24 protein-coding genes and 1 pseudogene are annotated in these 22,917 nt (G+C 63.6%); 7 read left to right on the top strand and 18 right to left on the bottom strand.

Going from position 1 to position 22,917, the window contains the following annotated elements; all coding sequences use genetic code 11:
- Positions 1 to 8: 8 nt before the first annotated feature.
- From AUC70_RS05540 to AUC70_RS05590, 12 genes are all read right to left on the bottom strand, one after another.
- Positions 9 to 542 (bottom strand): SRPBCC family protein, encoded by a 534-nt coding sequence (locus AUC70_RS05540; protein WP_069443927.1) that lies wholly within the window; start codon positions 540 to 542, stop codon positions 9 to 11.
- Positions 539 to 1,549: a vWA domain-containing protein gene (locus AUC70_RS05545; protein WP_069443928.1), complete on the bottom strand. Its 1,011-nt coding sequence runs from the start codon at positions 1,547 to 1,549 to the stop codon at positions 539 to 541. Before AUC70_RS05545 ends, AUC70_RS05540 begins: the two co-directional genes overlap by 4 nt.
- On the bottom strand, positions 1,546 to 2,163 hold the full coding sequence (locus AUC70_RS05550) for a hypothetical protein (protein WP_083241290.1): 618 nt from the start codon (positions 2,161 to 2,163) through the stop codon (positions 1,546 to 1,548). Before AUC70_RS05550 ends, AUC70_RS05545 begins: the two co-directional genes overlap by 4 nt.
- Positions 2,160 to 3,926, bottom strand: coding sequence for a pentapeptide repeat-containing protein (locus AUC70_RS18550; protein ID WP_069443929.1), 1,767 nt, complete (start codon positions 3,924 to 3,926; stop codon positions 2,160 to 2,162). Before AUC70_RS18550 ends, AUC70_RS05550 begins: the two co-directional genes overlap by 4 nt.
- Complete coding sequence (locus tag AUC70_RS05560) at positions 3,923 to 4,705, bottom strand: hypothetical protein (protein ID WP_083241291.1); 783 nt, start codon at positions 4,703 to 4,705, stop codon at positions 3,923 to 3,925. Before AUC70_RS05560 ends, AUC70_RS18550 begins: the two co-directional genes overlap by 4 nt.
- A gap of 133 nt (positions 4,706 to 4,838) precedes the next feature.
- Positions 4,839 to 5,411, bottom strand: coding sequence for a DUF58 domain-containing protein (locus AUC70_RS17875; protein ID WP_483127772.1), 573 nt, complete (start codon positions 5,409 to 5,411; stop codon positions 4,839 to 4,841).
- Positions 5,375 to 5,551, bottom strand: coding sequence for a hypothetical protein (locus AUC70_RS17880; protein ID WP_244505508.1), 177 nt, complete (start codon positions 5,549 to 5,551; stop codon positions 5,375 to 5,377). Before AUC70_RS17880 ends, AUC70_RS17875 begins: the two co-directional genes overlap by 37 nt.
- 172 nt (positions 5,552 to 5,723) lie before the next feature.
- The gene (locus AUC70_RS05570; protein WP_069443930.1) at positions 5,724 to 6,782 is read right to left on the bottom strand and encodes an AAA family ATPase; all 1,059 of its coding nucleotides are present in this window, start codon (positions 6,780 to 6,782) and stop codon (positions 5,724 to 5,726) included.
- A 171-nt stretch (positions 6,783 to 6,953) separates the two neighbouring features.
- Complete coding sequence (locus AUC70_RS05575) at positions 6,954 to 7,250, bottom strand: methanol dehydrogenase [cytochrome c] subunit (RefSeq protein WP_069443931.1); 297 nt, start codon at positions 7,248 to 7,250, stop codon at positions 6,954 to 6,956.
- A gap of 25 nt (positions 7,251 to 7,275) precedes the next feature.
- Positions 7,276 to 7,899: a cytochrome c(L), periplasmic gene (gene moxG, locus AUC70_RS05580; protein WP_083241292.1), complete on the bottom strand. Its 624-nt coding sequence runs from the start codon at positions 7,897 to 7,899 to the stop codon at positions 7,276 to 7,278.
- A gap of 77 nt (positions 7,900 to 7,976) precedes the next feature.
- The gene (gene moxJ / locus AUC70_RS05585) at positions 7,977 to 8,861 is read right to left on the bottom strand and encodes a methanol oxidation system protein MoxJ (protein WP_069443933.1); all 885 of its coding nucleotides are present in this window, start codon (positions 8,859 to 8,861) and stop codon (positions 7,977 to 7,979) included.
- Positions 8,862 to 9,044: 183 nt separating this feature from the next.
- Positions 9,045 to 10,952 (bottom strand): methanol/ethanol family PQQ-dependent dehydrogenase, encoded by a 1,908-nt coding sequence (locus AUC70_RS05590; RefSeq protein ID WP_069443934.1) that lies wholly within the window; start codon positions 10,950 to 10,952, stop codon positions 9,045 to 9,047.
- Between the two features lie 566 nt (positions 10,953 to 11,518).
- On the opposite strand from AUC70_RS05590, the gene AUC70_RS05595 reads away from it, so the two are divergent.
- Genes AUC70_RS05595 through AUC70_RS05605 form a run of 3 tightly spaced genes read left to right on the top strand, consistent with a single transcriptional unit; the run spans position 11,519 to position 14,237 of the window.
- The gene (locus AUC70_RS05595; RefSeq protein ID WP_069443935.1) at positions 11,519 to 12,070 is read left to right on the top strand and encodes a hypothetical protein; all 552 of its coding nucleotides are present in this window, start codon (positions 11,519 to 11,521) and stop codon (positions 12,068 to 12,070) included.
- The gene (locus AUC70_RS05600; RefSeq protein ID WP_069443936.1) at positions 12,063 to 13,583 is read left to right on the top strand and encodes an ATP-binding protein; all 1,521 of its coding nucleotides are present in this window, start codon (positions 12,063 to 12,065) and stop codon (positions 13,581 to 13,583) included. Before AUC70_RS05595 ends, AUC70_RS05600 begins: the two co-directional genes overlap by 8 nt.
- Positions 13,584 to 14,237 (top strand): response regulator transcription factor, encoded by a 654-nt coding sequence (locus tag AUC70_RS05605; protein WP_045364002.1) that lies wholly within the window; start codon positions 13,584 to 13,586, stop codon positions 14,235 to 14,237.
- 49 nt (positions 14,238 to 14,286) lie between these two features.
- Here the strand turns inward: AUC70_RS05605 and AUC70_RS05610 are convergent, their stop codons facing one another.
- A complete protein-coding gene (locus AUC70_RS05610) occupies positions 14,287 to 15,171 on the bottom strand; it encodes an SDR family NAD(P)-dependent oxidoreductase (protein WP_083241294.1) in 885 nt (294 codons plus the stop codon).
- Positions 15,172 to 15,394: 223 nt separating this feature from the next.
- Here AUC70_RS05610 and ligD point away from each other — a divergent pair, with 223 nt between their 5' ends.
- The 3 genes and pseudogenes from ligD to AUC70_RS05630 all read left to right on the top strand — a co-directional run bounded on the left by ligD (position 15,395) and on the right by AUC70_RS05630 (position 17,602).
- Positions 15,395 to 16,321, top strand: coding sequence for a non-homologous end-joining DNA ligase (ligD, locus tag AUC70_RS05615; RefSeq protein ID WP_069443938.1), 927 nt, complete (start codon positions 15,395 to 15,397; stop codon positions 16,319 to 16,321).
- Between the two features lie 224 nt (positions 16,322 to 16,545).
- A pseudogene (locus AUC70_RS16150) lies at positions 16,546 to 17,231 on the top strand (extensin-like domain-containing protein).
- Between the two features lie 149 nt (positions 17,232 to 17,380).
- Entirely contained in the window at positions 17,381 to 17,602 is a 222-nt protein-coding gene (locus tag AUC70_RS05630; RefSeq protein ID WP_069443941.1) for a hypothetical protein, read from the top strand.
- Positions 17,603 to 17,623: 21 nt separating this feature from the next.
- Here AUC70_RS05630 and cobD read toward each other — a convergent pair whose 3' ends face one another.
- Positions 17,624 to 18,685: a threonine-phosphate decarboxylase CobD gene (cobD, locus tag AUC70_RS05635; RefSeq protein WP_141701971.1), complete on the bottom strand. Its 1,062-nt coding sequence runs from the start codon at positions 18,683 to 18,685 to the stop codon at positions 17,624 to 17,626.
- Between cobD and cbiB the strand changes: the two genes are divergently transcribed.
- Positions 18,684 to 19,604, top strand: a complete 921-nt coding sequence (gene cbiB, locus AUC70_RS05640; protein ID WP_342021967.1) for an adenosylcobinamide-phosphate synthase CbiB — start codon at positions 18,684 to 18,686, stop codon at positions 19,602 to 19,604. The two genes, cobD and cbiB, sit on opposite strands and share 2 nt — an antisense overlap.
- 39 nt (positions 19,605 to 19,643) lie before the next feature.
- Here the strand turns inward: cbiB and AUC70_RS05645 are convergent, their stop codons facing one another.
- From AUC70_RS05645 to AUC70_RS05660, 4 genes are read right to left on the bottom strand one after another with little or no spacing between them, the layout of a single operon-like run.
- On the bottom strand, positions 19,644 to 21,104 hold the full coding sequence (locus tag AUC70_RS05645) for a cobyric acid synthase (RefSeq protein WP_069443943.1): 1,461 nt from the start codon (positions 21,102 to 21,104) through the stop codon (positions 19,644 to 19,646).
- A gap of 2 nt (positions 21,105 to 21,106) precedes the next feature.
- Positions 21,107 to 21,724, bottom strand: a complete 618-nt coding sequence (gene cobO / locus AUC70_RS05650) for a cob(I)yrinic acid a,c-diamide adenosyltransferase (RefSeq protein ID WP_069443944.1) — start codon at positions 21,722 to 21,724, stop codon at positions 21,107 to 21,109.
- Positions 21,721 to 22,257, bottom strand: a complete 537-nt coding sequence (gene cobU, locus AUC70_RS05655; RefSeq protein ID WP_069443945.1) for a bifunctional adenosylcobinamide kinase/adenosylcobinamide-phosphate guanylyltransferase — start codon at positions 22,255 to 22,257, stop codon at positions 21,721 to 21,723. The genes cobO and cobU overlap by 4 nt, the downstream gene beginning before the upstream one ends.
- Positions 22,258 to 22,264: 7 nt before the next feature.
- Entirely contained in the window at positions 22,265 to 22,894 is a 630-nt protein-coding gene (locus AUC70_RS05660; protein ID WP_069443946.1) for a HupE/UreJ family protein, read from the bottom strand.
- Positions 22,895 to 22,917 lie beyond the last annotated feature (23 nt).

Here is a 22,917-nt window from a genome sequence, read left to right on the forward strand (position 1 = left end):
GGTCACCTCTATTCCTCCGCCTTCTTCTTCAGCTCTTCGAGTCCCGCCTTGTAGAACTTGGTTACGGCTTCGATCGCCGCCGCATCGTTCTGTTCCTCCGAGGGGAAATTGCCGGTGTCGGCGCGATACAGGCGCGCGTCCCATGTGACTTCGCTGCCGCCGTCCGCGCCCGGCTTCACGGCCAGGGTGGCGGAATAGAAGCTCACGGGGAACGCTTCGATGTCCGGCGTATCGAGGCGGTAGGAGTACGACATCTCCTCCTCGACATATTCATCGAGACTGTCCTTGAGCTGGCCGCCATCGCGCAGAACGACCGTTCGTTCCGCACCCGCCTCGTTGCCGCCGGTCCCCATGCTCGTCTCGACGAGCGGGTTCCACGACACGAGGCTGTCGAAATTCTTGACCAGGTCCCACACCTTTGCGGGCGGCGCAGCAATCGCGATGCCTTCTTCGACCTTCTGTGGTGTGGGCCCATGCGCCGCTGCGGACGCAGCACCGAGCAGGAGGAAAGCATGCAGCACGGCTATTCTAAACAACGTCATGGATAAACCTCATTCAGTGTTGGTTTTGAGTGTGGGCGGCGGCGTGCGATGCGCTCCCGCAGCGGCAGGACGCCGAAAAGAATGACGAGAAGAAGCAGCGCCAAACCGGCCGGGTAGGCGCGAACGTCCGTCGCGACCCGCACCTCTCGGCCCGGCGTGACCCGCTCGAAGTCCTTAACCAGCGCCCCTGTGCTTCCCAGATGCGCGTAAGTCAGCCCTGTCACAGCGGCGATCGCTTCCAGGTGCTCCTCCTTTACGGAGCTCATGTGATTGTTGTTATCGACGGGGAAATCGCCGAAGGGGGCCTGACGCGGATGCCAGCCCGGACGGCTTGAAGCATCGGGGGGCGGCGGCCCGAAGCGATTTTCCTGCAGAACGTCATACGGCCCCAGGTTGCCGACCTCGCGTCCCGAGTCGTCATATTTCAGCAAGGGGACCAAAGTCTTTCCGCCAACGCCGACGATCAGACCGGGCACCTCTCCCGGCTTGCCCTCGAAGGGCGGGAGCCCCGTCCAGGGGAGCGGCGGCGCTTCATGGCCGTCCGTGAAGAACACCACCGCGTCGTCGAATGTCTTGGCGACGGCCAATGCGTCGTAGACGCCGAGCGCCACGTAGCTGTCGCCCTCCCATCCCATGCGCCAATCGAGCGCATCGATCGCGGAATCGAGACTGGAGAAGTTTTCGCAGACCTCAATCGGCTCGAACAAGACGAAGACGCGGCGCGCCGTGAAAATGCCGAGCCCCAGCCTGCTTTGACACGGCAGCTCAGCGATGAGGCCTTCCAATCGATCCTTGACGAAATCGAGCCTGCTGACCGGCTGCCCGTTCAGAACCCCATCGCGGGCATTCATGCTTGCCGTCACATCGACGAATGCCATCACGTCATAAGCTTTTCGCGTCAACGTCACGCGCGGCAGGAACAAAGCGACGACGACCAGAAGCAACGCAGCGGCGAGCAGCCAGAAGCGATGCTCGTGGATGGCGTAGCGTAGCGGGAAGCGGCTCATGGCTCTCCCCGCGGAACTCCCGGCAAGTCGCTCCAAAGGTCCTTGCGCGGCTCCTGCTGCATCGGCTCCTCGGTCTGCACGATTGTCGGCAGATCCCGCACGAGCCGAGCGGCGACATCCAGATTGTATTTCACGTCCCAGGCGCCGGGATCGAGGCGGAGCGCCTGCTCGTAGTCGGCCTTGGCGAGATTGACGAGCGATGTCGCCTTGTCGAACTTGCCCTGTTCGATCGCGGCGAAGGTCGTCCTGAGGCGCGCATTGCCGTCGTCGTACAGCATGGCGACGCGCGTCTCGTCGTCGGCGCGAAAGTTCGCCTGATCCAGGAGGACCTGCGCCTCGCCAACCCTATCGCGCTGGAGGAGATAGTAGGCGCGCGCGAACAGCACCGGCGGCGACGCGGTGTCGGCACGAATCTCGACATTCTGCCCGGCGGCCAGCGCGGCGATCGTGCGGTTGTCGTTCCAGGCCTTGTACCAGTTCCACGCCGACGAGATCGCGAGCGCCAGGCCAATGGCAAGCAGAAGCCACACGAAGACGATGCGCGCGGCATGGATTGCGCCGAAAGCGCCGCGCAGAAGCCCTCGTGTGCGGACTGAGTGCCGGGCGGCCGTCATTGGGCTTGCTCCTGCAGGCCGGTCGCGGTGTCGAGCCCCTTCAGTCCGCTCAGCGTGGCGCCATCGAGATCGGCATTGGAGAAGTCGGCACCGGCGACATTCGCTCCATCGAGCTTGGCGCCGGACATCTTCGCCCAGTTGAACCGCGTATCGACCAAGGTGGCATCGCGGAGATCGGCGAAAGTGAGAACGACATGGACAAGGTTCGAGCCCGTGAGGTCGGCGCCCTCAAGGCTAGCCCCGGCCATGTCGAGACGCACCGGAACCATGCCTTGATTGGCGGGGTCCGCGCCGAGATCGGCGCCCACCATCTTGACCTTGTTCAAGCGCGCCTTGGCCAACTGGCCGATGATCCGCGTCTTGGACAGATTGGCGCCCGTGAGGTCCGAACCGTTCATGACGATGGCGAACATGCTTGCGCCTTCGAAGTTGGCGCCCGAGAAGTCCGCCTCGTTGGCGACCATGCGATTGAGGTTGGCGCCCGCGAAATTTGCGCCCTGCACCATGGAGCCACTCAAATTGGCTGCGAACAGATCGGCGCGCTTGAAGTCGATACCGGAGAGATCGAGCCCGGTGAGATCCCGCCGCGACAGATCGGGCCGGTCCTCGCCAAAGGCTTCGAGAACCGCCAGGAGCTGCTCGCGCGTGACTTCGGCGCCCCGTGCCGGGTCAGTGGGTGCGCTCGCAACCGCTAGAGCGCAGAGCACAAGACCGAGACTCGCGTGACCGACACGGCCTACCCGTATCCCCGGCTGCGAAACTCTCACCTCGGCGAGCTTGGCCAGCACGAGAAGAATCAGGGCACCGAGGGCAATGCTGTAGGCGAGCGCCGACAGGTCCTTTTGCGGAATGCGCTCGTGATAGCGCATGGGGCGCCGCTCGAGTTTGTCGATCGTGGCGATCGCCTCTCCGACGGCGGATGGGTTTTCCACCTCGAAAGCCCGGTATGGAATCTTGAGGTTCTCGAAGAACAGATTGAGGTGACGCTCCGGCATGGCCCGAGGCGTGTCGGGCTTGTCCGGATCGGGCGCCTCGAAAATGCCACGCGAGCCTTCCGTGCGCAGGAAGATCCAGTACAGGTTGACCGGCCGCTTCAGAAAGGCGGCCTCGAGCTTCTGCTGCATCTTGCGGTCGATGACGGCTGCGCCATCCGAGACCAGCACGATGGCGCGGTTCGCAACGCCCCCGGCCATGTCGTCGACGGACACGATATCCGCGTCGTGCATGGACTGCGCCATGGCGAGCCCCTTGCCGACATTGGTAAGCGCGAGGCCCGGCTGGACGATGGCGTCGATGGCGGCAAGCGTCGCGTCTTTATGATCCGACAGCGGCAACACGAACATGGGCGCCGTCGAGAAGGCCGTGACGCCGAAGCGGTCGTGCTCGCGGGTGGCGACGAACTGTTTCAGGAAGCGCCGCGCCGCCGCCGATTTCGATTCTTCGCCGCTGCGTGTCGGCGCCTGGCCGGCGAACGTGTCGTTCATGCTCGCCGAGCGATCGAAGAGCAGTACGATACTGGCGCCTTCACCGGTTCGCTCGATGCTTTGGCCCTTGACGTGGAGCCCCGCCAGCCCAAGCACGAGTGCGGCGATCGCGACAGCGCCGAGCACGCGCAAGGCCACGTCGATGCCTTGCGAGAGCGGGTCCGGTTTAGCTGCCCGCAACGATGGATAGGGATCCGCCTCACGCGCCGCGGCCAAGAGTGGCAGGAGTGCCAACGGGAGCAGCAACAGAACCCAAGGATGGCTGACGGCTAGATTCATGAGGCCCTCCGTTCCGCTGCACTGAGCTCCGCGCCGAGCGCTGCCATCGCCGGCAACGGCATCGCCTTTTCAGCGCCGCTCACATCGTTTGCGAAGAAGGCCTGGCGGGAGGCAGCAAAGAACCGATCGATCTCGCGCTCTTGAGCGCGGAACACCCCGTGGCTTTCCAGAAATCCGCGGACATCTTCTGCGAGAACACGGCGCCCAGCGGAGGCATCGAAGGCCCGGTGCAGATCGAGGAGCCCCGCGCGATAGGCCTCGTCATCGTTCAGGCGTGCGAGGGACCGCAACCGGCGGGAGGCGCGCGCGAAGGGCCGGTCGGGCCTTGCGCGAAACGGCCACCACGCCCGATCGTAAGCCAGGAAGATCAGCGCCAACCCTGCGAGCCCGAGGCCCACGCCGAAAAGAATGCGATCGCGGCGCGTGGACACCGCTTGCGGTTTGGCGTCGGGCCTCAGATAGCCTTCCGGCCCCTCTGCCGGCACCTCCGGAATGACTTCCCGCAGCGGTGCCATGATGAATTTGAAGGGCGGCACTTTGGCGACGGCGACGTCGTCGCCATCCTTGAAGCGAAGCTCAAATGCCGGCAGGTAGCGCTCGGCCGGCGACAACGGCACGTAGAGCGTTTGGTAGACGAGCTTGAGGCGGTAGCGCGTCGCTCCGGTCTCCTCCCGTTCGGTCACATCGACCGAACGAAGGTCGAGCCAATAGGCCAGACGGCCGGGCTTCGGCTGGGATGCCGCTTCGAGGACGTAGGGTTTGGCGACGTCAACATGCACTTCGCGAGTCAGCAGATCCCCGACGAAGTAACCGAAGCCGCGCGGCTCGACCGTGCTGACAGACAGACCGGCGATGCGGGCTCATCGGCCGCGAATGCCGGCGTCGAAAGCAGCAGCGCAAGCACAAACGCGATCATCCCACCTCACCCATGAGATACGCGCCGAACCTGTCCCAATCGATCTTGCCGACAATCTCGAACGGAGGACGGCCGTAACGCATGGCGAGCGAGCGCAGGCGCTTGGATCGCTCCGCATCATCGGCGATCAGCGCCGCCCGCAAGGCGGGCCGCATCACATAGAGACGCCTGCCACCCGTCTCGAGATCGGCGAACGACACGAGGCCGTAGCGCGGCAGGTCCTCCAGCTCACGGGGATCGCGCAGCACGATCGGAATCACATCATGTCCGGCCAGGGCCTCGAAGATAGCTTCGATCGTGTCCTCCGGCATGAGGAAGTCGGAAATGAGAAACACTAGCTTGCGGCGGCCGGCGATGATTGCGGCGGCATCGACAAGACCCTCCGCGCTGTCGCCGAGCTCGCCCTGCTCGGCCGGATCGAAGGCGCGCAGATAGGTCAGCATCTCCGCTTCGGCTCCCCGCGACGCGGTCGCCGGCCAGAAACACGTCGGAACAATGCGGCGGTTGGCGCCGATGAGGCCGAACGTATCGCCTATGCGCCGGGCTGACCCGGCCAGGGCCGCGCACAGATCCGTGGCACGTCGATGATGCGCGCCTGTCCGAGGAACCCCATGGAGGCTGACAGGTCCACGAGCGCATAGACGGTGATGGCGCTTCGCTGCGAAAACCGCTTGGCATAGAGGTTTCCGAACGGATCGCGCAGCGACACCCGCAGGTCGATCCGGCGCGGCTCCCGCGCGCGAACAAGAGTTCGTGATCTTTGAAGAGGCCGCCGGCGCCTTCCATCTTTCCTTGATGGGCGCCGATGCGCACGCCGGCCGCGCGCCAGGCCAGCCGGTAAGGCACCTCGATAGCTGAACTGGCTTCGTGAGAAGCCGTGCTCATGGGGCCGGTACCTTCGCAAAGACCTCCGCGAACAACGCTTCGACCAGGGCTTCCCGGCGCAGCTCGTAGATCGGATCGAGGAAGACGCGGTGCGACATGATCTCCGGGAACACGGATCGGATGTCCTCCGGGACCACCATGTCGCGTCCATTGAGCCAGGCTTCGACACGCGCGCCGCGCACGAGATAGGCGATGCCGCGTGGCGACGCGCCACCCTGAACGAGGCGGGACATGTCGACACCGCTGATCTCAATACCGGCCGACACGGGATCCCGAATGGCGGACCATAGATCGAGGGTGTATTTCTCGAGCGCCTCGCTGGTTTGGATTCGCGCCTGTACGCCGCGCGCCACATCGTTCAACAGGCTGTGGTCGAGGACATCCTCCGTGACCGATTGCACCAGCGCATCCGCATCGTAGAAGCGCCGGTCAAAGGCCAGGGCGCGGCGAATCTCGCGATCCTTCGGAGTCTCCATGGAGATCTCCATGAAGAAGCGGTCGCGTGCGGCGGCGGGCAATTCGAATGTCTCCTCACGCTCGATCCTGTTGCGGTCGGCGAAGATGAGGAGATGCGGAAAGAAGTACTCGCGATTGAACGCGGTGACACTGCGCTCGGCCATGAGGCGAAGCAGCAATGAATGCACCTGAGGGCGGGCGCGGTTGATCTCGTTGAAGAAGAAGACAGTAAGATCCTCACCCTGGCGCAGGACGGGACCCGGCTCGACGCGCGGCCGCCCGTCCTCGTCGAGGTATGTGTGATAAATCAGATCGGCGGGCATGAGGTCGATCGTGCCCTCGACACGCTCGAACGCGCCACCGAGCGCGCGGGTCGCAGCCCGCAACAACGTCGTCTTGCCGACGCCGACATCCCCTTCCAGCAGCACATGGCCGCGCGCGAAGATCGCGATCGTCAGCAGACGAAGGACGCGGTCCTGTCCGATGATTGTGTTCCTCAGGACGCCCTCGAACGCCAGGGCGCGGTCGCGCCAATTGGCAAGATCGATCCGTTGGTCCCGGCTGGCGGAGTCCGCAGGCGACTCAGCAAGACCTGCCATAGCAATGCCCCTCTGTTGCGTTGCGCCGCTCTCGCTCAAGCGCAGGCGCGCGGCACGACGTCCGAGTTGTCGAAGACAAAAGGGGGTGCAGCCCTTGGCTGCACCCCTCCCTCGAAAAACAGTGATGGACGCCCTGTTTCGAGGGTTAGCTCTGGGAGAAGCAAGACAGAGCTAGAGCTTGGAAACGTCGTAGACCCACTTGCCGGTCTCTTTGAAGTGCGCAGAACGCTTCGCGTTGCGTGCTTCCATTTCCTTGATGGAATCGCCTTGCTTGGCGAGTTCCTTCGGGTCGTGCTTCGGATCGTACTTGGATCCTGCAACCTTCTCCGGATAGCCCGGCTTGGGCTCCCAGCAATTGCCGGGGGCCTTGCAGTTCGTGCCGTCATAGGCCAGAGCGCTTCCCGCCGTCATGGCAAGCGCAACAGCGCCCGCAAGCGCCGCGCCTGTAATGCGTAGTGTCTTCTTCATGGGTCAGTTCCTCCGTGCTCAGTCGCTAGTTTTCTGACGGTGTTTCCGTCTTCTTCTCCGCGCTGTCCGCACCTACTGCGGCCGTTTGCGCGGGAATCTCGCAAACCAATTCTTCGGCTTCAGGTTTGTGGTGGTCGGGGTCGAAGGCAACGAAGTTGGCCTTCTGCTCGTCGGTGAGCCAGACGGCGCCTTCCACGTCCCCTTTGTACAGGTGACGAACCCAGGCGATCACCAGCAGGATCTCGTCCATTGTTCTGGCTGACGCTTGCGGGCCCATCATGCTTCGGGCGCCGCCATAGATCGTCTCGAACAGACCCTTGTCGGTCTGGTTCTTGGGATACGTCCAATAGTCGTCGTTGAGACCGGGGCCGAGCTTGCCTTCGCCAATATGGCCGTGACATCCCGAGCAAGCCGTGAGGAACACTTCCTCGGCTTCATGGAAGCAACTCTCAACCCCGTTATAGGGATTGTGGCCGGTCTTCATGAACTCTTTCACGGCCGGCGTATCTCGGCCTTCCTCAGGCGAAAGGCTGAGATCGAGCGGCATGCCGGTGATCGTGTGAACAAGTTGAATCTGCTGGGCGAGAGCCATCAGCGGTATCAACGAAAGCGCGGCCACCACGGCTGCAACTTTAAAACCCTGCCTCATTACGTTTCGCTTCCTTCTCGATTCTTCTTTCTCAAGTCTTCTTTATGGCGGGCACCCAGACGCCCGCATGCAACGTCCTACGACTTCGTATCCGACGGCGGCTTCGTGGGCTCTTCGACCGGAATGCCTTCATCGATCAGAATCTCTTGGATCTGCGGTTTGGCCTTTTCCAAAGCCTCTTCGAGTTCGGCGAGAAGCTTCTCGTCGTCCTTGCGCACGCCCATGGACTGATCGAAATGGAACAGCACCGGTTCGCCGTCGAAGCGGAAATTGTTGTCGGGCACGCCGGTCATTTTGAGCTTGCCGTCCGACTCCTTGACGTAGCGGGCAACCGATGGCGCGAAGGCGATGGCGACGTCGGACTTGCCGGACGACACATTGCTCACCATGAGTGCGGGATCGATCCGCAGGTACTGATTGCGGGAGCTCTTGAAGTTGGTCAGCGACTTCACGTAGTTGAAGTTCTTACTGAAGAGGCCGTGCTTCACCATCATGACTTCGGCGGGACCGCCGGGCTCGTAGCCCACGTTGTTCGCCTTGGCGAGGTCCTCGCTATCGAACGCCTCGATCTCGAGCTTGGAGTTCGAGGGCTGCACGAAGACGTAGCCCGCGCGATAGTAGGGCGAAGTGGTGAGCACGCGCGGATCGCCCGTATCGACACCGATCACCAGGTCGCACTTGTCCTTGTCGAGAAGGTCCCGCACCACGTAGATCGCAGGCCGGTCCTCCCACACGAATTCCACATCTCTGCCCATGGCCTCGCCGAGCGCCTTCGCGATGCGGTTTTCGAAGCCTTCCTCGCTCTTCAGGGAGTAGGGGTTTTCGTTGGCGCCCGCGCAGACCCGCAAGGGGGCCTCGTCGCTCTTTGCGCCGCTCGCCGCATTCGCAGGCCCGGCAAACAGGGCCACGGCGGCAGCGGTCGTCAGAAGCGCCTTGCCTAGGAAGTTGAATTTCATGTCCATCACATGTGTCCTTACAGACTGTCGTGTTGTTCGGAGGGCTCGACTTGGCGCGGCGACGACGGCGGACCGGCGGTTGCCGATCGTTCTCTTGTCCATCAGGCGGCCTATTCGACCCTCGCAATGTCTCGGGGAAGCGGGTTCCGCCAGGGCGCACCGAGGCGCCCTGGCAGACCCTTCATCTGACTAGGTTCCGTCCGTGATGATCTCGGTCGAGTACTCGTCGAGATTCACGTCCTCGCTGTACGGGCCTTTGCCGTCGAGCGAGAAGACCAGAAGGCCACCGCCCTGCTGGGTCCAGTTCTGCAGGTTGCGGAACGCACCCACGGCACCGAGACCCGCAGTCGGATCCTGGAGGTCGAACACCAGGCCAACACCCGGCCAACCGCCGACACCGTAGTACACTGCGACATACTGCGTGCCGTCGTGCTCATAGGTCATCGGATAGCCGATTCCGCCAGACGGCATCTTGAACTTCCAGAGAAGCTCGCCGGTGTCGGAGTTGCGGGCTTTGAGGTAGCCGTCGAGGGTGGGATAGAACATCACACCGCCCTTGGTCGCGAGCGTGCCGCCCCAAGCAGCGAAGCGCTCCATGACCGACCACTTGTACTTGCCCTCAGGCGCGCTGTAGGCCTTGACCTGACCGAGGCCAAGATAGTTGGCGCGGTCGCCCTTCGGACCCGGGTACATCGACAGGGTGGCACCGACAAAGAACTGACCGGCGCGATAGGGAAGCATGAACGGCTCCCAATCCATGCAGATGTGGTTGATGGCGAGGTAGAAGAGACCCCGCTCCGGATCGTACGAGTCGTGAGCTTGGTCGTGGTAGCCCATGGCCGACGGGCAGATGTCCTTGCCCTTGTGGTCCATGCGCGTGCCGTATTCCGGATTACGAACCGGAATACCCGTCTTCATGTCGACATGCGTCCAAACGTTGACGGTGTCATCCAGGAAGTCGGCACGGACAAGGTCGCCGTTGACGCGGTTCAGCGTGTAGATGATGCCGTTCCGGTCCGGATGGGTGACCAGCTTGAGGTCCTTGCCATCGATATTCTGATCGGAGAGCATCATCACGTTGACGCCGGCGTAGTCCCACTCGTCATGCGGGGTCTTCTGATACCCCCACTTGAGCATGCCGTCGTCGGCGTTGCGGGCCATGATGGTCATGGTCCACTTGTTGTCGCCCGGACGCATCGTCTCGTTCCACGGCGAGGGGTTACCCGAGCCGTAGTAGATCAGGTCCAAAGACGGATCGTAGGCATACCAACCCCAGTTGGTGCCGCCGCCGATCTTCCAGGCATCGCCTTCCCAAGTCGCAAGGCCGAGACCCTTCTGACCGTATTGGGGGTTGTCCTTGTTGAAGTCGTCGCCGATGCCGATTTCGGCGTCCGGACCCGTGGCATAACGGCGCCAGACCTGCTCGCCGGTCTTGACGTTGTATGCGGTGGCATAGCCGCGCACACCGAGCTCAGCGCCCGACGACCCGACAATGACCATGTCCTTGACGACATAAGGTGCAACCGTAAGCGTCGACCCGACCTTGATGTCGGAGTTCTCGACCTTCCAGTACATCTCACCCGTGTCAGCATTCAGCGCCACCACATGGCCGTCCAACTGGTTGGAGAGGATGAGGTTCGGCGTCTTGCCCTTATCGTCGGTCGGCCAGTAGGCGAGACCACGATTGACCAGGTCGCAGCAAGCCACGGCACGGGCCGCAGGATCCTGCTTCGGCTTGTACTGCCATTTGATCTTGCCCGGATTCTTGAGGTCCAGGGCATAGACGTTGTTCGGGAAAGAGCTGTTGACGTACATCACGCCATCGACCACGAGCGGCGTGCCTTCGTGACCATTCAGCAGACCCGTCGAGAAAGTCCAAGCCACACGGAGGTCCTTAACGTTCCCCGTGTTGATCTGATCCATCTCACTGTAGTTGTCCGCCGTGTAGTCGAGACCCGGCATGACGTAGTTTTCTGGATTCTTCGCCATTTCGACCAGACGGTCGTTGGCGTTGGCGGCCCCTGCTAGAAGGCCACCGAGGGCCAGCGCGACGCATGACGCCGACACATACCCACCGATACTGTGAAATCTCCTCATATGCGAACCCTCGCGTTTTCGCTCCCATTATGACGAAGAGGTCCAAGAGCCCTCGTGATCGAGGGACTCGTCCTCTCCGCTCGGTTTCTGCGCGACAACGCCTTGGGCGAACGATGCCGTCGGCGCTTCACACAGCCGCCAAGCCAAATGTTCAAACCACGTGTTGAAGTCTGGCCAAGTCAGGAGAAGGGAGCAGCCTGTTTCTACAGGGCGCCCACATCCCTGGCGGTGGACGAAGTCTATGGCCGCGCTCGCTGAAACGTCTTTGGGCCTATTCCCAGAAACCTCCCTGGAGCATTGCTCGAAACCTAAGGGCGCAACTTCATCGCAGGCATGTGGATAAGTGACGGAACAGGCGTGCGTTTTCTCCCGGCAGCCATTGACGGATTCGCTTCGGACAGCGGCAGGGGTAAGCAATTTTTCGGGAAGAGCGAGCAGACCGATTGGGCAACGGTAGCAAGAAACTTGGTGACATTATTGCTACCGAGTAGATGCCGTCGAGAGCGAGCGCGCGGAGCGCATGCGGCCCGGGCATCTTGCCAAATAACTCGAGAGCCGACACCCAAATGTCCCCTTCGCTCCCTGCTGTCGCCGCGCGCCTTTCGCGCCTTTTTTTGGTTGTGCTGACGGCACTTTGCCTCGCCGCCTGCGACGACGACACCGAGACAGCCACACTGACGCCCGTGCCGCAGGACGCCGAGAGTTCCGTCTATTCACAGATCACTTGGCTGGACGCGGGCTCCCCCATAGCGCCGGCCCAATGGCTGGCGAGCCGCGCCGCCAAGACCGAGCTGCCGCAGAACGATCCGCGGGTCGCAGCAGCCCGAAAGGAACTGGGGCTCGCCGCGCACCGCTTCGGTGACGAGCCACGCATGATCGCCAACCGCGCGGTCCAAGTTGAGAACATGCTCGCGGAGCAAGGCATCCACGAGAGCGCATCCGACATCGTCGCCGCCCTAGTGCCCATCGCGGCCAAGCCCGGCGCCCTCCAAGGGTTCGGCACGCTATGCCAGCAATACTTCATCCTTCGCCAGCAGGGTTTAGACCGCAACGCCGCCGTCGAACGCCTGCAAGAACTCAGTCTGCGTACACCCGGGAGCAACCGAAGCCATGGCTAAGCTACTGAATGCGATCTGGTACGATCGGACGATCCGCGCCCAGTTCATGATCGCCATCGGCGTCATCAACGTCATTGCGCTCTTGATCGTTGGCGTGATCTTCGTCGCCAATGCCAACAAGGCGACGCGGGTCGAGATGGATGCCTCGGTCGAGCTGGCCAAGAATTTCGTCCGGGTCGCCATCCAATCGCTGTCGCCGAATACGCGCCCCGAGGATATCTCCAAGAACGTAGACCAGCTCTCAAGCCGGCTTCGCATCGGCAATCTCCGGCACGTGCGCATCTACATGGCCGACGCGACGGGCGCCCTGGTGCAACTGTCGCCCGTACCCAACGCAACGCGTGACCCGGCACTTCCGCCACCCGCGCCGCGCTGGTTCGAAGCCCTCGTCGCACCCGACGTCGCGCCAAGTACCGTCAGCGTGGTCCACTCGGCAAAGACGGCCGGTTCGATCGTGATGGTGGAGATGCCGGTTCTCGACGGGCCACGCACCTGGGATCTCGGCACCGTGGTGATTGCCGGCGAACCTTCCGACGAAGTCGCGGAGGTCTGGGCCGACCTGACCGCCCTCGCCCCTGTCGTCGGCCTGATCAATATCCTGGTTCTCGCGACGCTCTATCTCGTGCTGGGGCGCCTGCTCGATCCGATGGCGAACGTCGCGAAAGGTCTGTCGCGGCTCGAGGACGGCGATTACGGCACGCGCCTCACCCCACCGCGCGTCATGGAACTTGGCGCGATCGCATCGAGCTTCAACCGGCTCGCGGCAACGCTGGGGCGCACGCGCTCGGAGAACGGGCGGCTCTACAGCCAGCTTGTCACCGTACAGGAAGAAGAGCGGCGGGAGATCGCCAACGAGCTGCATGACGAGGCGAGCCCATGCCTGTTCGGGATCATGGCAAACACCATGTCGGCGCAACGGCTCATCGAACACCGGACTGACGAGTCCACCGCAGAACTCGGCGAGCACTTGGCCGAGATCCTGAAAATCACCGACCGGCTCAAGCACATGAACCGGGTCATGCTAAAAAAGCTGCGCCCGGTCGCGGTCGATCACGTGGCTCTGTCGGAGCTCGCGCGCGAGCTTGTCGGGGAACTTCAGAACCGGTATCCGGACGTAGACATCACCCCCTCCTTGCGGACACGGGGCGAGCGCTATGGCGAGTTGGTCGACCTGACCATCTACCGCTGTATTCAGGAAGGCGTCACCAACGCGATCCGGCACGGCAACGCACGAGCCATTCGTGTCGACTTGTTCGACAAGCGTCCCAAGCGCGGCGCCAGGCTCTTGCACCTTCTTATTCAAGACGACGGCAAGGGCGTGTCGCCCGGCACGTCTCTCGGCTTTGGGCTGACGGCCATGCGCGAACGCGTGCAGGCCCTGTCCGGCACCTGGCGGATCGAGAACGTGTCATCGAAAGGCACGCTGCTGAAGATCGTCATTCCAGTCACCGCGGCGCTGGCGAAGACCAAAGCCGCCGCACCCAGAATACTCGACGACACCGAGGTTACATAAATGCAGGTTCTCGTAATCGACGACCATCCCATCGTGCTGGAGGGCTGCAAGCAGCTTCTCAAGTTCGCGGGGGCAAAAAAGATCGTACAGACGGAAAGTCTCGCGGAAGGGTTTCAGCTCTACCGCAGCAAGAAGCCGGACGTGATCATCGTGGACTTGGCGATGCGCACCGGGGCGCTTGGCGGGCTGTCCTTCATCCGTCGCCTGCGGCTACACGACAGCCGCACACCCGTGCTTGTGTTCAGCATGCACAGCGACCCCTTCATCGTGTCGCAGGCGCTGAAGCTCGGCGCCAACGGCTACATCCTCAAGGACACGTCGGGCGACGAGATCGTCAAAGCGTTCGACGCCATCCGCAACGGCGTCCCGTATCTGAGCCATGAGCTCGCCTCCAACATTGCGTTTATGGAGGCGCGCGGGCACACCAAGAACCCGCTGCACGCGATCACGGAGCGTGAGCTGCAGATTCTGTCGCTGCTGGCGGAAGGCAAGTCCTACGCCCAAATCGCCTCTGACCTCCACGTGAGCTACAAGACGATTGCGAACACCTGCAGTCAGCTGAAGTCCAAACTGCGGGTTCAGTCTCTGCCCGAGCTCATGCGGCTCGCGATCGAGAACCTTCCGTCCGTGCCCGGACGAAGCTTGAAGCAGTAGCGAGAGCGGACGGACGCCCTTTGCCTCGGCGCTGCCAGGTCGGCGCGCGTCAACTCTTGTCGTGCTTCGGGGGCGCGGTGTCAGGATGCGGGAGCGGCTTGGCTTCGGCCGCGGTGCCTTTCTCGTCACGCACGCGGAAGAACCAACCCGATGTGGGAATGAGGAAGTAGCCCGGCACAAAGCGGGCGAGCGTCACGACGGCGTGGTTCAGCCAGCCTTCGATGATGATCCAGTTGCCGTGCTTGAAGCGCCGATAGGACGCTTCGGCCAGGCGCTCCGGCGTCATCCTGGGCAGGTAGCGCGCGTAGAAGGAGTTCTCAGCGCCGCCCTCTGCATGAATGTCCGTTTCGATCACGCCCGGCGCAACCATGCAAACCCGCACGCCCGTTCCCATGACTTCGTAAGCAAGCGCCCGGCTCCAGGAGATCATGGCGGCTTTGGTTGCCGCGTAGGTCGCTTGATAGGGCACCGGCATGAACCCTTCGACCGAAGATACGTTCAGCACGCCTCCGGCTCTGCGTGCGATCATGTCGGGCAGGAAGCGCCGCGTGAGATCCATCACCGAACGCAGATTGAGATCGATCGTCTTGAGCAGCGTGTCCCGGTCCTGATCCTGGAAATGGCCCGCGGTCATCATGGCCGCGTTGTTCACCAGCGACTCGCAATAGAGACCATTCGCTTGCAGGGCGTCTTCGACCTTGTCGCAGCCTTCCGGCGTCGCGAGGTCGCACGCAACGGAATAGGCGCCGACATTGTAGGTGGCAGCGATCTGCTGGGCGAGTTCAGCAAGGGCCGGCTCATTGCGCCCAACAAGAAGGACGGCATGGCTGTTCTTCGCGAACTCCTCTGCCAAAGCGCGACCGATTCCCCGCGTCGCCCCGGTGACGACGGCGACCGGCTTCAATGGCTGTCGCGTTTTCTTAGCCGAGTCCATGCCTGCCACTTATTGTTGCCCGCTCACTTCGCCGTTCTCCCCCGCCGATAAGTCCGCCAATCGGGCGGCAAGCAACCACCGAACGCGTCCTGGCGCAAGCGAAGGCTGCGGGCAATTGGTACAACTTCGCTTCGGAACCGGCCGGAGACATGGCATCCTCTGTCCGAACGGGCGCAGACGCCAAGATTCAAAGAGGCAAGACCGATAGGAGGCGCGGGCCGAAATGGCGGCCGAAGGCACGGCAAAGAAGCCCGATCGGGACACATTCGGCGCCATCACGCTCACCAGTCCGGACAAGGTGCTCTATCCCTCGGTTCCGCTGACCAAGCGCGATCTGGCCGAATACGATGTCCGAATCGCGGAAGCCATGCTCCCTTACGTCGCCAACCGGCCCATCAGTCTCGTGCGCTGTCCTGCGGGACTCGGTGGCCCTCGCTTCTTTCAGCGGCACGCAACGAAGGGAATGTCCGAGGCGATCAAGCAGGTGGATGTTCCCAGCGGCGAGACCGACCAGCCGTATCTCTATATCGACAATGAGGATGGCCTGTTTGCGCTGACGCAAATCGGGACGCTGGAGATTCACGATTGGGGCGTCACCGTCGAGAAGCTCGAAACGCCGGATCGGCTCGTGTTCGATCTCGACCCGGACGAGGACCTGGGGTTCGACGTTCTGAGAGAGGCTGCAAGGCACGTGCGCGATTTTCTCGCCGAGCTCGGCCTGACAAGTTTTCTCAAGGCAACGGGCGGCAAAGGCGTGCATGTCGTCGCGCCGCTGACCCCCAAGGCCGATTGGCCGGCGGTGAAGGCCTTCGCGCGCGCGGTCGCCGACGCGCTCGTGGCGGAGGTGCCGGATCGCTATACGGCGAACCCGCTCAAGCGCACCCGCACCGGCAAGATTTTCATCGACTATCTACGCAACGGCCGGGGCAGTTCGGCGATCTGCAACTACTCGCCGCGTGCCAAAGCCGGCGCGCCCGTGGCGACGCCGTTGCGCTGGGACGAGCTGGCCGGCCTCAAGAGCGGCGCGCCTTACTCGGTCAAGACGCTGCCCCGCCGCCTGTCCCAGCTGAAATCCGACCCTTGGAAGGGCTATTTCACCACACGGCAGTCGATGACAGCCCGCGCCCGCAAGGCGCTCGGACTCAATTGACGGCTGAATTCCGGCCGTTCTGAAGACCAGACCGGGGATCAGTCAGGGCCTCGCATTGAAGAATTCTTCACAAACTTGGCCCCAAAGTCGTGCGCATGTTGGGGGCTCGTATTGCGTATCCGGCCGCCGCGCTGGCAGCGGCTGTCTTTCTCAGTTCATGCGGCGGAGGCGGTATTCCGAACGACACGCGCGCGGAATGGCGCGACCGTGCCGAGGCACAATGCATGGCGTCGGGCCAAGTGCGCGCGTCTTCTTACGTGACGCAGGCCTCGTCGATCCGCGGCCGCAGCGCCTGCGGCATTTTGGCTCCGCTAAGGGTCTCGGCGGCGCTCGGCGGCCGTGTCCGCGTCACGCCGACCGCGACCATCGGCTGTCCGATGACGGCGGCGCTGGATCGCTGGCTCAACAATTCCGTACAGCGTGCCGCCATGCGCCAGTTCCGGCAGCCCGTGGTCGAGATCAAGCAGATCTCCGCCTATAGCTGCCGCGGCCGAAACAGCAAATCGACCGGCAAGCTGTCCGAGCACGCCTTCGGCAACGCTTGGACATCGCCGGATTCACGCTCGCGGACGGGCGGACCATCACGGTCGTCAAGGGCTGGTGGCGCGGCACGCGAGCCGAAAAAGCGTTCCTGCGCGAGGCTTTCGCCGGCGCCTGCCGCGAGTTCTTCACGGTTCTCGGGCCGGGCAGCGACCGCGCCCACTACAACCACTTCCACGTGGACCTGCTCATCACCAACGTATCGAAGGGTGGCGGCCACTACTGCCGGCCGCAGCCGAAGCAAGGCCTGTTCGCGGCGGCCGACGACACGTCGCCGGTCTCGACGGCGTCGGTCAAGCCGATCCCCTTCACCGGAACGACCGAGGCGGACCAGCAGATGCCGGCGTACACGCTGGGGCCTGCCCACTAGGGGGAGAAAACAGCCGACTGTGGCTCATCCGCAACTTCGCAGACGCACCATTGGGGTATGATCAGTTCGGGGAAGAATCGCACCAGGAACGCTTTAACCAAGGCGTAAGCCCTTGTTTTTCCTTGGGCTTCGTTCGATCGGAGGACGCGATGGCAGCCGAATCGTTGGTGCAAATGCTCGAGGAAATCGCCGTAGGGCTGAAATCGGGCGACGAGGAAGTCTATGGCTGGCTTCGGGATCAACTCAAAGAGTGCGGCGGCAGCGAAGTGTCCGTCGAACTGGCTATGGGTGTGATCGCCAGGCTCCTGCCGGAAGAAGCTCAAGGCAGCATAGAACTCGCCGAGCACTATAACCGCCGCTGGGCCCACTAGGGCGCTCCCGCGGAAGGCCCCCTAAGACGGGGATTTGAGCGCGCCGCTCAGGCGTTGCCACTCTACTTCTTTTCCCGGAAGACCGAATCGCAAGAGTTGCGGGTTCTCACCGAACCGGCGCACGAAGATGCCTGCCTCGCCGAGCGTTGTGAAAACCGCCTGCGCGCGCGGGCTGCTGACGAGGCAGAAGAGATCCGTGCGGCCTACCGGTGTCAGTCCGGCCGTGCGCAGCAATGTCTCCAGCCGCTCCGATGCGGCTCTCAGTGTCATTCGGGTGCCGTCTATCCAAGCCCGGTCGGCGAGCGCCGCGGCGCCAATGGACAGCGCCGGCCCGGAAGCCGGCCACGGACCGAGCCGGGCGCGAAGCCGTTCGGCCAGGGAACGGTTCGTCAGCGCAAAACTGAGACGCAAGCCAGCAAGACCGAAGAACTTGCCGAACGAGCGCAAGACGGCGATGGGGGCTTGTTCGATGCGGTCCGAGACGCTGGCGGCTTCGGGGCCGACATCCACGAAGGCCTCATCCACCACCAGAATGCCGCCGCTCGTCCTCTGCCCTTCAGCCAGGTTCAACAGGTCGTCTTTGGACGTCACGCGCCCATCGGGATTGTTGGGATTGACCACCACGGCCAGCGAGGCGCCGCCGAGGTCGGCGAGGCTCCCGACAGTCGTCACTTCATGCCCTGCCAGCGCCGCCACGCGCGCATGTTCCGCATAGGTTGGTCCCAAGATCGCAGCGGACCCTTGCGGCATGAGATCGGCGATCAGCGCCATCAGGATCTGGCTTCCCGGCGCGGCCACCACGTTTTGCGCCGACGGCGCGCCGTAGAAGGCCGCGGCCAGTTCCAGGAGATGCGCGAGCGCCGCGGGTTCGGGGAGCCGCGCAAAATCTTCTTCGCCCAGAGCCGCGATAGGATAGGGATGAGGGTTGATGCCGGTCGACAGGTCGACGATTGGCAGAGGCGCATTGGGAAACCGCGCACGCGCTGCGGCGAGATCGCCGCCGTGCAACAACGAAGCGTGGGTTTCGCCCGCGGCATTTGCGGTTTTGAGGCCATTGAGTGGGGATGGATCAGGTGACGTCATGGCAGCACCGCTAGCGCTTCTTGCGATGCTCGTCGAGCTTGCCGTCGGCTATCCGGCCTGGCTCGCAACACGCATAGGCCATCCCGTGACCTGGATGGGGCGTTTGATCGGCTGGCTGGATACGCGGCTCAACGATCCCGCGGCGGACGGCGAGGCGCGACGGCGTGCGGGCCTCATAGCGCTCGTGCTCCTGCTGCTGATTGTCGGCGCCAGCGCGTTTCTTCTCGAGATCGCACTGCCGATGCTGCCCTTCGGCCTCTTCTTCACCGCGCTCGCGGCGAGCACGCTGATCGCGCAGCGCAGTCTCTATAGTCATGTGGCGGCCGTGGCCGAGGCGCTCGAGAGCGGGGCGCTGGAGGACGCACGAAATGCCGTCTCGCAGATCGTCGGCCGCGATACGACTGAGCTCGATGAAGCTGGTATCGCGCGCGCGGCCATCGAAAGTCTCGCCGAGAATTTTTCCGACGGCGTCGTGTCGCCCGTGATTTGGCTGGGCCTTGCCGGCCTCACGGGCGGAGCGCTCTACAAGGCCGTCAACACCGCCGACAGCATGATCGGCCATCGCTCGGCGCGCTATGCGGATTTCGGACGCGCATCCGCTCTGCTCGACGATGTGGTCAATCTGCCGGGCGCGCGCCTTTCCGGGCTGTTGCTCGTCGGCGCGGCGTCCATGGCGAAGGAGGCGTCCCCAAAGGAAGCCTGGAATACGATGCGGCGCGATGCGGCCAAGCACGCCTCCCCTAATGCCGGTTACCCGGAAGCCGCCATGGCGGGGGCGCTCGGTGTGGCCTTGGGGGGCCCGCGCACCTACGCCGGATCGAGAAACGATGGCCCTTGGCTCGGCGATGGCCGGCGTACGGCCACGGCAACCGACATTCGCGCCGCGCTTCGGCTTTCGCCCGTGCCGACGGCCTGTTGATCGCACTTGTGGCGATCGCGGCCGCGCTCAGCATGATCCTCAGCGCGACAATGTAAGAAGACGGTCGATGTCGACATGGTCCTCCAAATGGGCGGCAAGGTCGTCCAGAACGGCGTCGACCTGTTCATCGTAGTGGACCTGCGAGGGGCCTGCAGCAAATCGAGCGAGCCATGCCGCGCGCTGCCGGTCGTCCGCGAAGAGCCCGTGCACGTACGTACCGTAAACTTGGCGATCGGCCGATATCGCGCCATCTTGGAACCCCGTGTCGAGACGGGCGAAGGGTCGCCCGCAATCGGGGCCCTTCGTGCGGCCCATGTGCATTTCGTAGCCCTCGAAAGGGACCCCGTCGAAGGTGTGGCCGGACGCCGGCTCGAGGCGCTTATCTCCCGAGAGCGTCGTCTCGATATCGAGGAGGCCCAAGCCTTCGGCTTCTCCCGGCGCCCCTTCGATCCCCTCCGGATCGCGCAGGACCCGCCCCAGCATCTGATAACCGCCGCAAAGCCCGAGCACCGACCCGCCCCGGCGCAGATGAGCCTCGATATCGATGTCGAACCCGGCGTCGCGAAGAACGCGCAAGTCGGACAGCGTCGCTTTCGAGCCCGGTAGGATGACAAGCTGCGCATCCCCTGGCAGCGCCTCGCCAGGCCGTATACGGACGACTTCGACGGCCGGCTCGGCGGCGAGCGGATCGAGGTCGTCGAAATTGGCGATATGGGGTAGCACCGGCACGGCTACCTTCAGCGTCGCATCCGTCTTGGCCGCCTGTTGCTGCTCGAGCGCCAGAGCGTCTTCGGCCGGCAGGGCTCTTGCGCCCGCGAAAAATGGAATGAGGCCGAGCGGCTCCCAGCCGGTCTCTCTTGCGATGCGCACCATGCCGTCCGCGAACAGAGACGGGTCGCCTCTGAACTTGTTGACGAGGAACCCGCGGATCATCGCGGCATCGTCGGGGGCGAGCACGGCCTTGGTCCCCACGAGACTGGCGATGACGCCGCCCCGGTCGATGTCGCCGATGAGAACGACCGGCACGTCAGCCTCACGCGCAAAGCCCATATTGGCGATGTCGTTTGCGCGGAGATTGACTTCGGAGGCGCTGCCCGCCCCTTCCACCAGAACGATGTCCGCCTCGTCCTTGAGAAGGGCGAAGCTATCCTGCACCGCGTCCATGAGCTCGGGCTTGAGCGCTTGGTAGTCCGCGGCCTTGGCCTTTCCGTAAACCTGGCCGCGCACGATGATCTGCGCGCCGACCTCGCTTTGCGGCTTGAGCAGAACCGGGTTCATTGTGACGCTTGGGGTCTCGCGGGCCGCGCGCGCTTGCAGCGCTTGTGCCCGCCCGATCTCACCCCCATCGAGGGTGACGGCCGCATTGTTCGACATGTTTTGCGGCTTGAAGGGCAAGACCTTCAGTCCACGGGACACGAGTGCGCGCGCCAGCCCGGCCACGATCAGGGACTTGCCCACATCGGAGCCCGTGCCCTGAAACATGAGCGCGCGGGCGGTCATCGCTAGAATTCGATGCCGGCTTGCGCCTTCACCCCGGCGGCGAAATGGTGCTTCACCAGCGTCATGTCCGTGACGAGGTCCGCGGCTTCGATCAGTGCCGGTTTGGCGTTGCGCCCCGTCACGATCACATGGAGGTCCGGGCGTCGCGCCTTCAGCGTGGCCACGACTTCGTCGAACGGCAGATAGTCGTAGCGCAGGGCGATGTTCAGCTCGTCGAGAATGACGAGGCCGAAGCTGGGGTCGTCCATCAGCTCGACCGCCTTGGCCCAAGCACGCTCCGCCGCGGCGATATCGCGTTCCAGATCCTGGGTCTCCCAGGTGAAGCCTTCGCCCATGGAATACCAGGCGACCTGATCGCCGAAACGCTCAAGCGCATCGCGCTCCGCCGTGTGCCAGGCGCCCTTGACGAACTGCACGATGCCGACGCGTTTGCCCCGGCCGATCATGCGTAAGGCAAGACCGAAAGCCGCCGTCGACTTGCCCTTGCCCGTTCCGGTGTGAACGATCAGGAGGCCCTTCTCGACGGTCTTCTCGGCAACTTCGGCATCCTGCGCCTTTTTGCGGTTCGCCATCTTGGCGCGATGGCGCTCAAGGTCTTTTTCATCGACCGACTTGGTCATGTGCTTCCTTTCACCACGAGAGGTTGCCCGGCGACCACGAAGATCACCCGGCTGGCGATGGCGGCAACGCGCTGGTTGAGACGCCCTTGCGCGTCCCGGAACGCGCGCCCCAGCGGCGTTTCCGGCACCAGCCCCAGACCCACTTCGTTCGAGACGAGCACGGTGGCGCTCTCGCGGGCGTGCAAAGCCTGCTCCAGTTCCGTCATCGCGTGTTCGATATCGTAGGGACCGTGCATGATATTGGAGAGCCACAAGGTCAAACAGTCCACCAGCACGACGGCTCCCTTGGGTGCCGCGCCTATGGCGTCGTGCAGATCGTGGGGCGCCTCGAGAGTCTGCCAACCGGCTTCACGCTGGGCCCGGTGCTCGGCGATACGCACCGCCATCTCGTCGTCATGCGCTTCGGCCGTGGCGATATAGACCCATGGGCGGGGCAGACTGGTGACGAAGCTCTCGGCGAAACGGCTCTTTCCGGAGCGGGCGCCCCCGAGGACGAAGGTGATCCCCTCGTCCTCGAGATCGGTACCTGACATTGAACCGCTATGCGCTGGGGATGATCTGCCCGAGCAGCGTCGCAAGACCGATGCCGACGACCACGGCGCCGGCCAGACGGGGCGCAATGGCCGAGACGGACGGGGAGCGCATGCGGAAGAGCATGGCGACACCGACGCTAAGCGCGCTCTGGATGATCACGAGACCGAGCAGATAGGCCACAAGCGGCGTCGACTCCGCCCCGAAGATCGACTCGCCATAGGCATAGCCATGAGCCAGGCCGGCAATGCCGAACAGCACCGTCCAGGCGGCCAGCGGAAGGGCGCGGCCACCGGCAAGCACAACGCCGGCAATTACCACGGACAGAGCCACGATCAGTTCGGCGCCGGGCATCTGGAACCCGCCGACATGGATGCCGACACCGATGGCTGATGCCCCGACGAAGAGAACGGGCAGGCCGAGATTGAGACCGCCGACGCCAACCGCAACACCCACGGCGATGAGAAAGGCGAGATGGTCAAGCCCGATCACAGGGTGAGCGAGGCCGGAAAGGAAGCCTTGGGCGAAGGTCGACGGCAAGACGCCGCCCATCGCGTGATGCGCCGAGGCCGGCGCTGCGGTGAGCACAAGCGCGGCGAGCGCCAAAAACGCGGTGCGCTGGAGTGAAGAACGGGTCATATGATCCCCCTTGCGCCCTCCAC

The organism is Methyloceanibacter stevinii, from assembly GCF_001723355.1.
Lineage (GTDB): Bacteria > Pseudomonadota > Alphaproteobacteria > Rhizobiales > Methyloligellaceae > Methyloceanibacter > Methyloceanibacter stevinii.

Excerpts from the sequence above, each read along its gene's own strand:
- AUC70_RS05540 (WP_069443927.1), bottom strand. The coding sequence starts at position 542 with ATGACGTTGTTTAGAATAGCCGTGCTGCATGCTTTCCTCCTGCTCGGT.
- AUC70_RS05545 (WP_069443928.1), bottom strand. The coding sequence starts at position 1,549 with ATGAGCCGCTTCCCGCTACGCTACGCCATCCACGAGCATCGCTTCTGG.
- AUC70_RS05550 (WP_083241290.1), bottom strand. The coding sequence starts at position 2,163 with ATGACGGCCGCCCGGCACTCAGTCCGCACACGAGGGCTTCTGCGCGGC.
- AUC70_RS18550 (WP_069443929.1), bottom strand. The coding sequence starts at position 3,926 with ATGAATCTAGCCGTCAGCCATCCTTGGGTTCTGTTGCTGCTCCCGTTG.
- AUC70_RS05570 (WP_069443930.1), bottom strand. The coding sequence starts at position 6,782 with ATGGCAGGTCTTGCTGAGTCGCCTGCGGACTCCGCCAGCCGGGACCAA.
- AUC70_RS05575 (WP_069443931.1), bottom strand. The coding sequence starts at position 7,250 with ATGAAGAAGACACTACGCATTACAGGCGCGGCGCTTGCGGGCGCTGTT.
- moxG (WP_083241292.1), bottom strand. The coding sequence starts at position 7,899 with ATGAGGCAGGGTTTTAAAGTTGCAGCCGTGGTGGCCGCGCTTTCGTTG.
- moxJ (WP_069443933.1), bottom strand. The coding sequence starts at position 8,861 with ATGGACATGAAATTCAACTTCCTAGGCAAGGCGCTTCTGACGACCGCT.
- AUC70_RS05590 (WP_069443934.1), bottom strand. The coding sequence starts at position 10,952 with ATGAGGAGATTTCACAGTATCGGTGGGTATGTGTCGGCGTCATGCGTC.
- AUC70_RS05595 (WP_069443935.1), top strand. The coding sequence starts at position 11,519 with ATGTCCCCTTCGCTCCCTGCTGTCGCCGCGCGCCTTTCGCGCCTTTTT.
- AUC70_RS05600 (WP_069443936.1), top strand. The coding sequence starts at position 12,063 with ATGGCTAAGCTACTGAATGCGATCTGGTACGATCGGACGATCCGCGCC.
- AUC70_RS05605 (WP_045364002.1), top strand. The coding sequence starts at position 13,584 with ATGCAGGTTCTCGTAATCGACGACCATCCCATCGTGCTGGAGGGCTGC.
- AUC70_RS05610 (WP_083241294.1), bottom strand. The coding sequence starts at position 15,171 with ATGGACTCGGCTAAGAAAACGCGACAGCCATTGAAGCCGGTCGCCGTC.
- ligD (WP_069443938.1), top strand. The coding sequence starts at position 15,395 with ATGGCGGCCGAAGGCACGGCAAAGAAGCCCGATCGGGACACATTCGGC.
- AUC70_RS05630 (WP_069443941.1), top strand. The coding sequence starts at position 17,381 with ATGGCAGCCGAATCGTTGGTGCAAATGCTCGAGGAAATCGCCGTAGGG.
- cbiB (WP_342021967.1), top strand. The coding sequence starts at position 18,684 with ATGGCAGCACCGCTAGCGCTTCTTGCGATGCTCGTCGAGCTTGCCGTC.
- cobD (WP_141701971.1), bottom strand. The coding sequence starts at position 18,685 with ATGACGTCACCTGATCCATCCCCACTCAATGGCCTCAAAACCGCAAAT.
- AUC70_RS05645 (WP_069443943.1), bottom strand. The coding sequence starts at position 21,104 with ATGACCGCCCGCGCGCTCATGTTTCAGGGCACGGGCTCCGATGTGGGC.
- cobO (WP_069443944.1), bottom strand. The coding sequence starts at position 21,724 with ATGACCAAGTCGGTCGATGAAAAAGACCTTGAGCGCCATCGCGCCAAG.
- cobU (WP_069443945.1), bottom strand. The coding sequence starts at position 22,257 with ATGTCAGGTACCGATCTCGAGGACGAGGGGATCACCTTCGTCCTCGGG.
- AUC70_RS05660 (WP_069443946.1), bottom strand. The coding sequence starts at position 22,894 with ATGACCCGTTCTTCACTCCAGCGCACCGCGTTTTTGGCGCTCGCCGCG.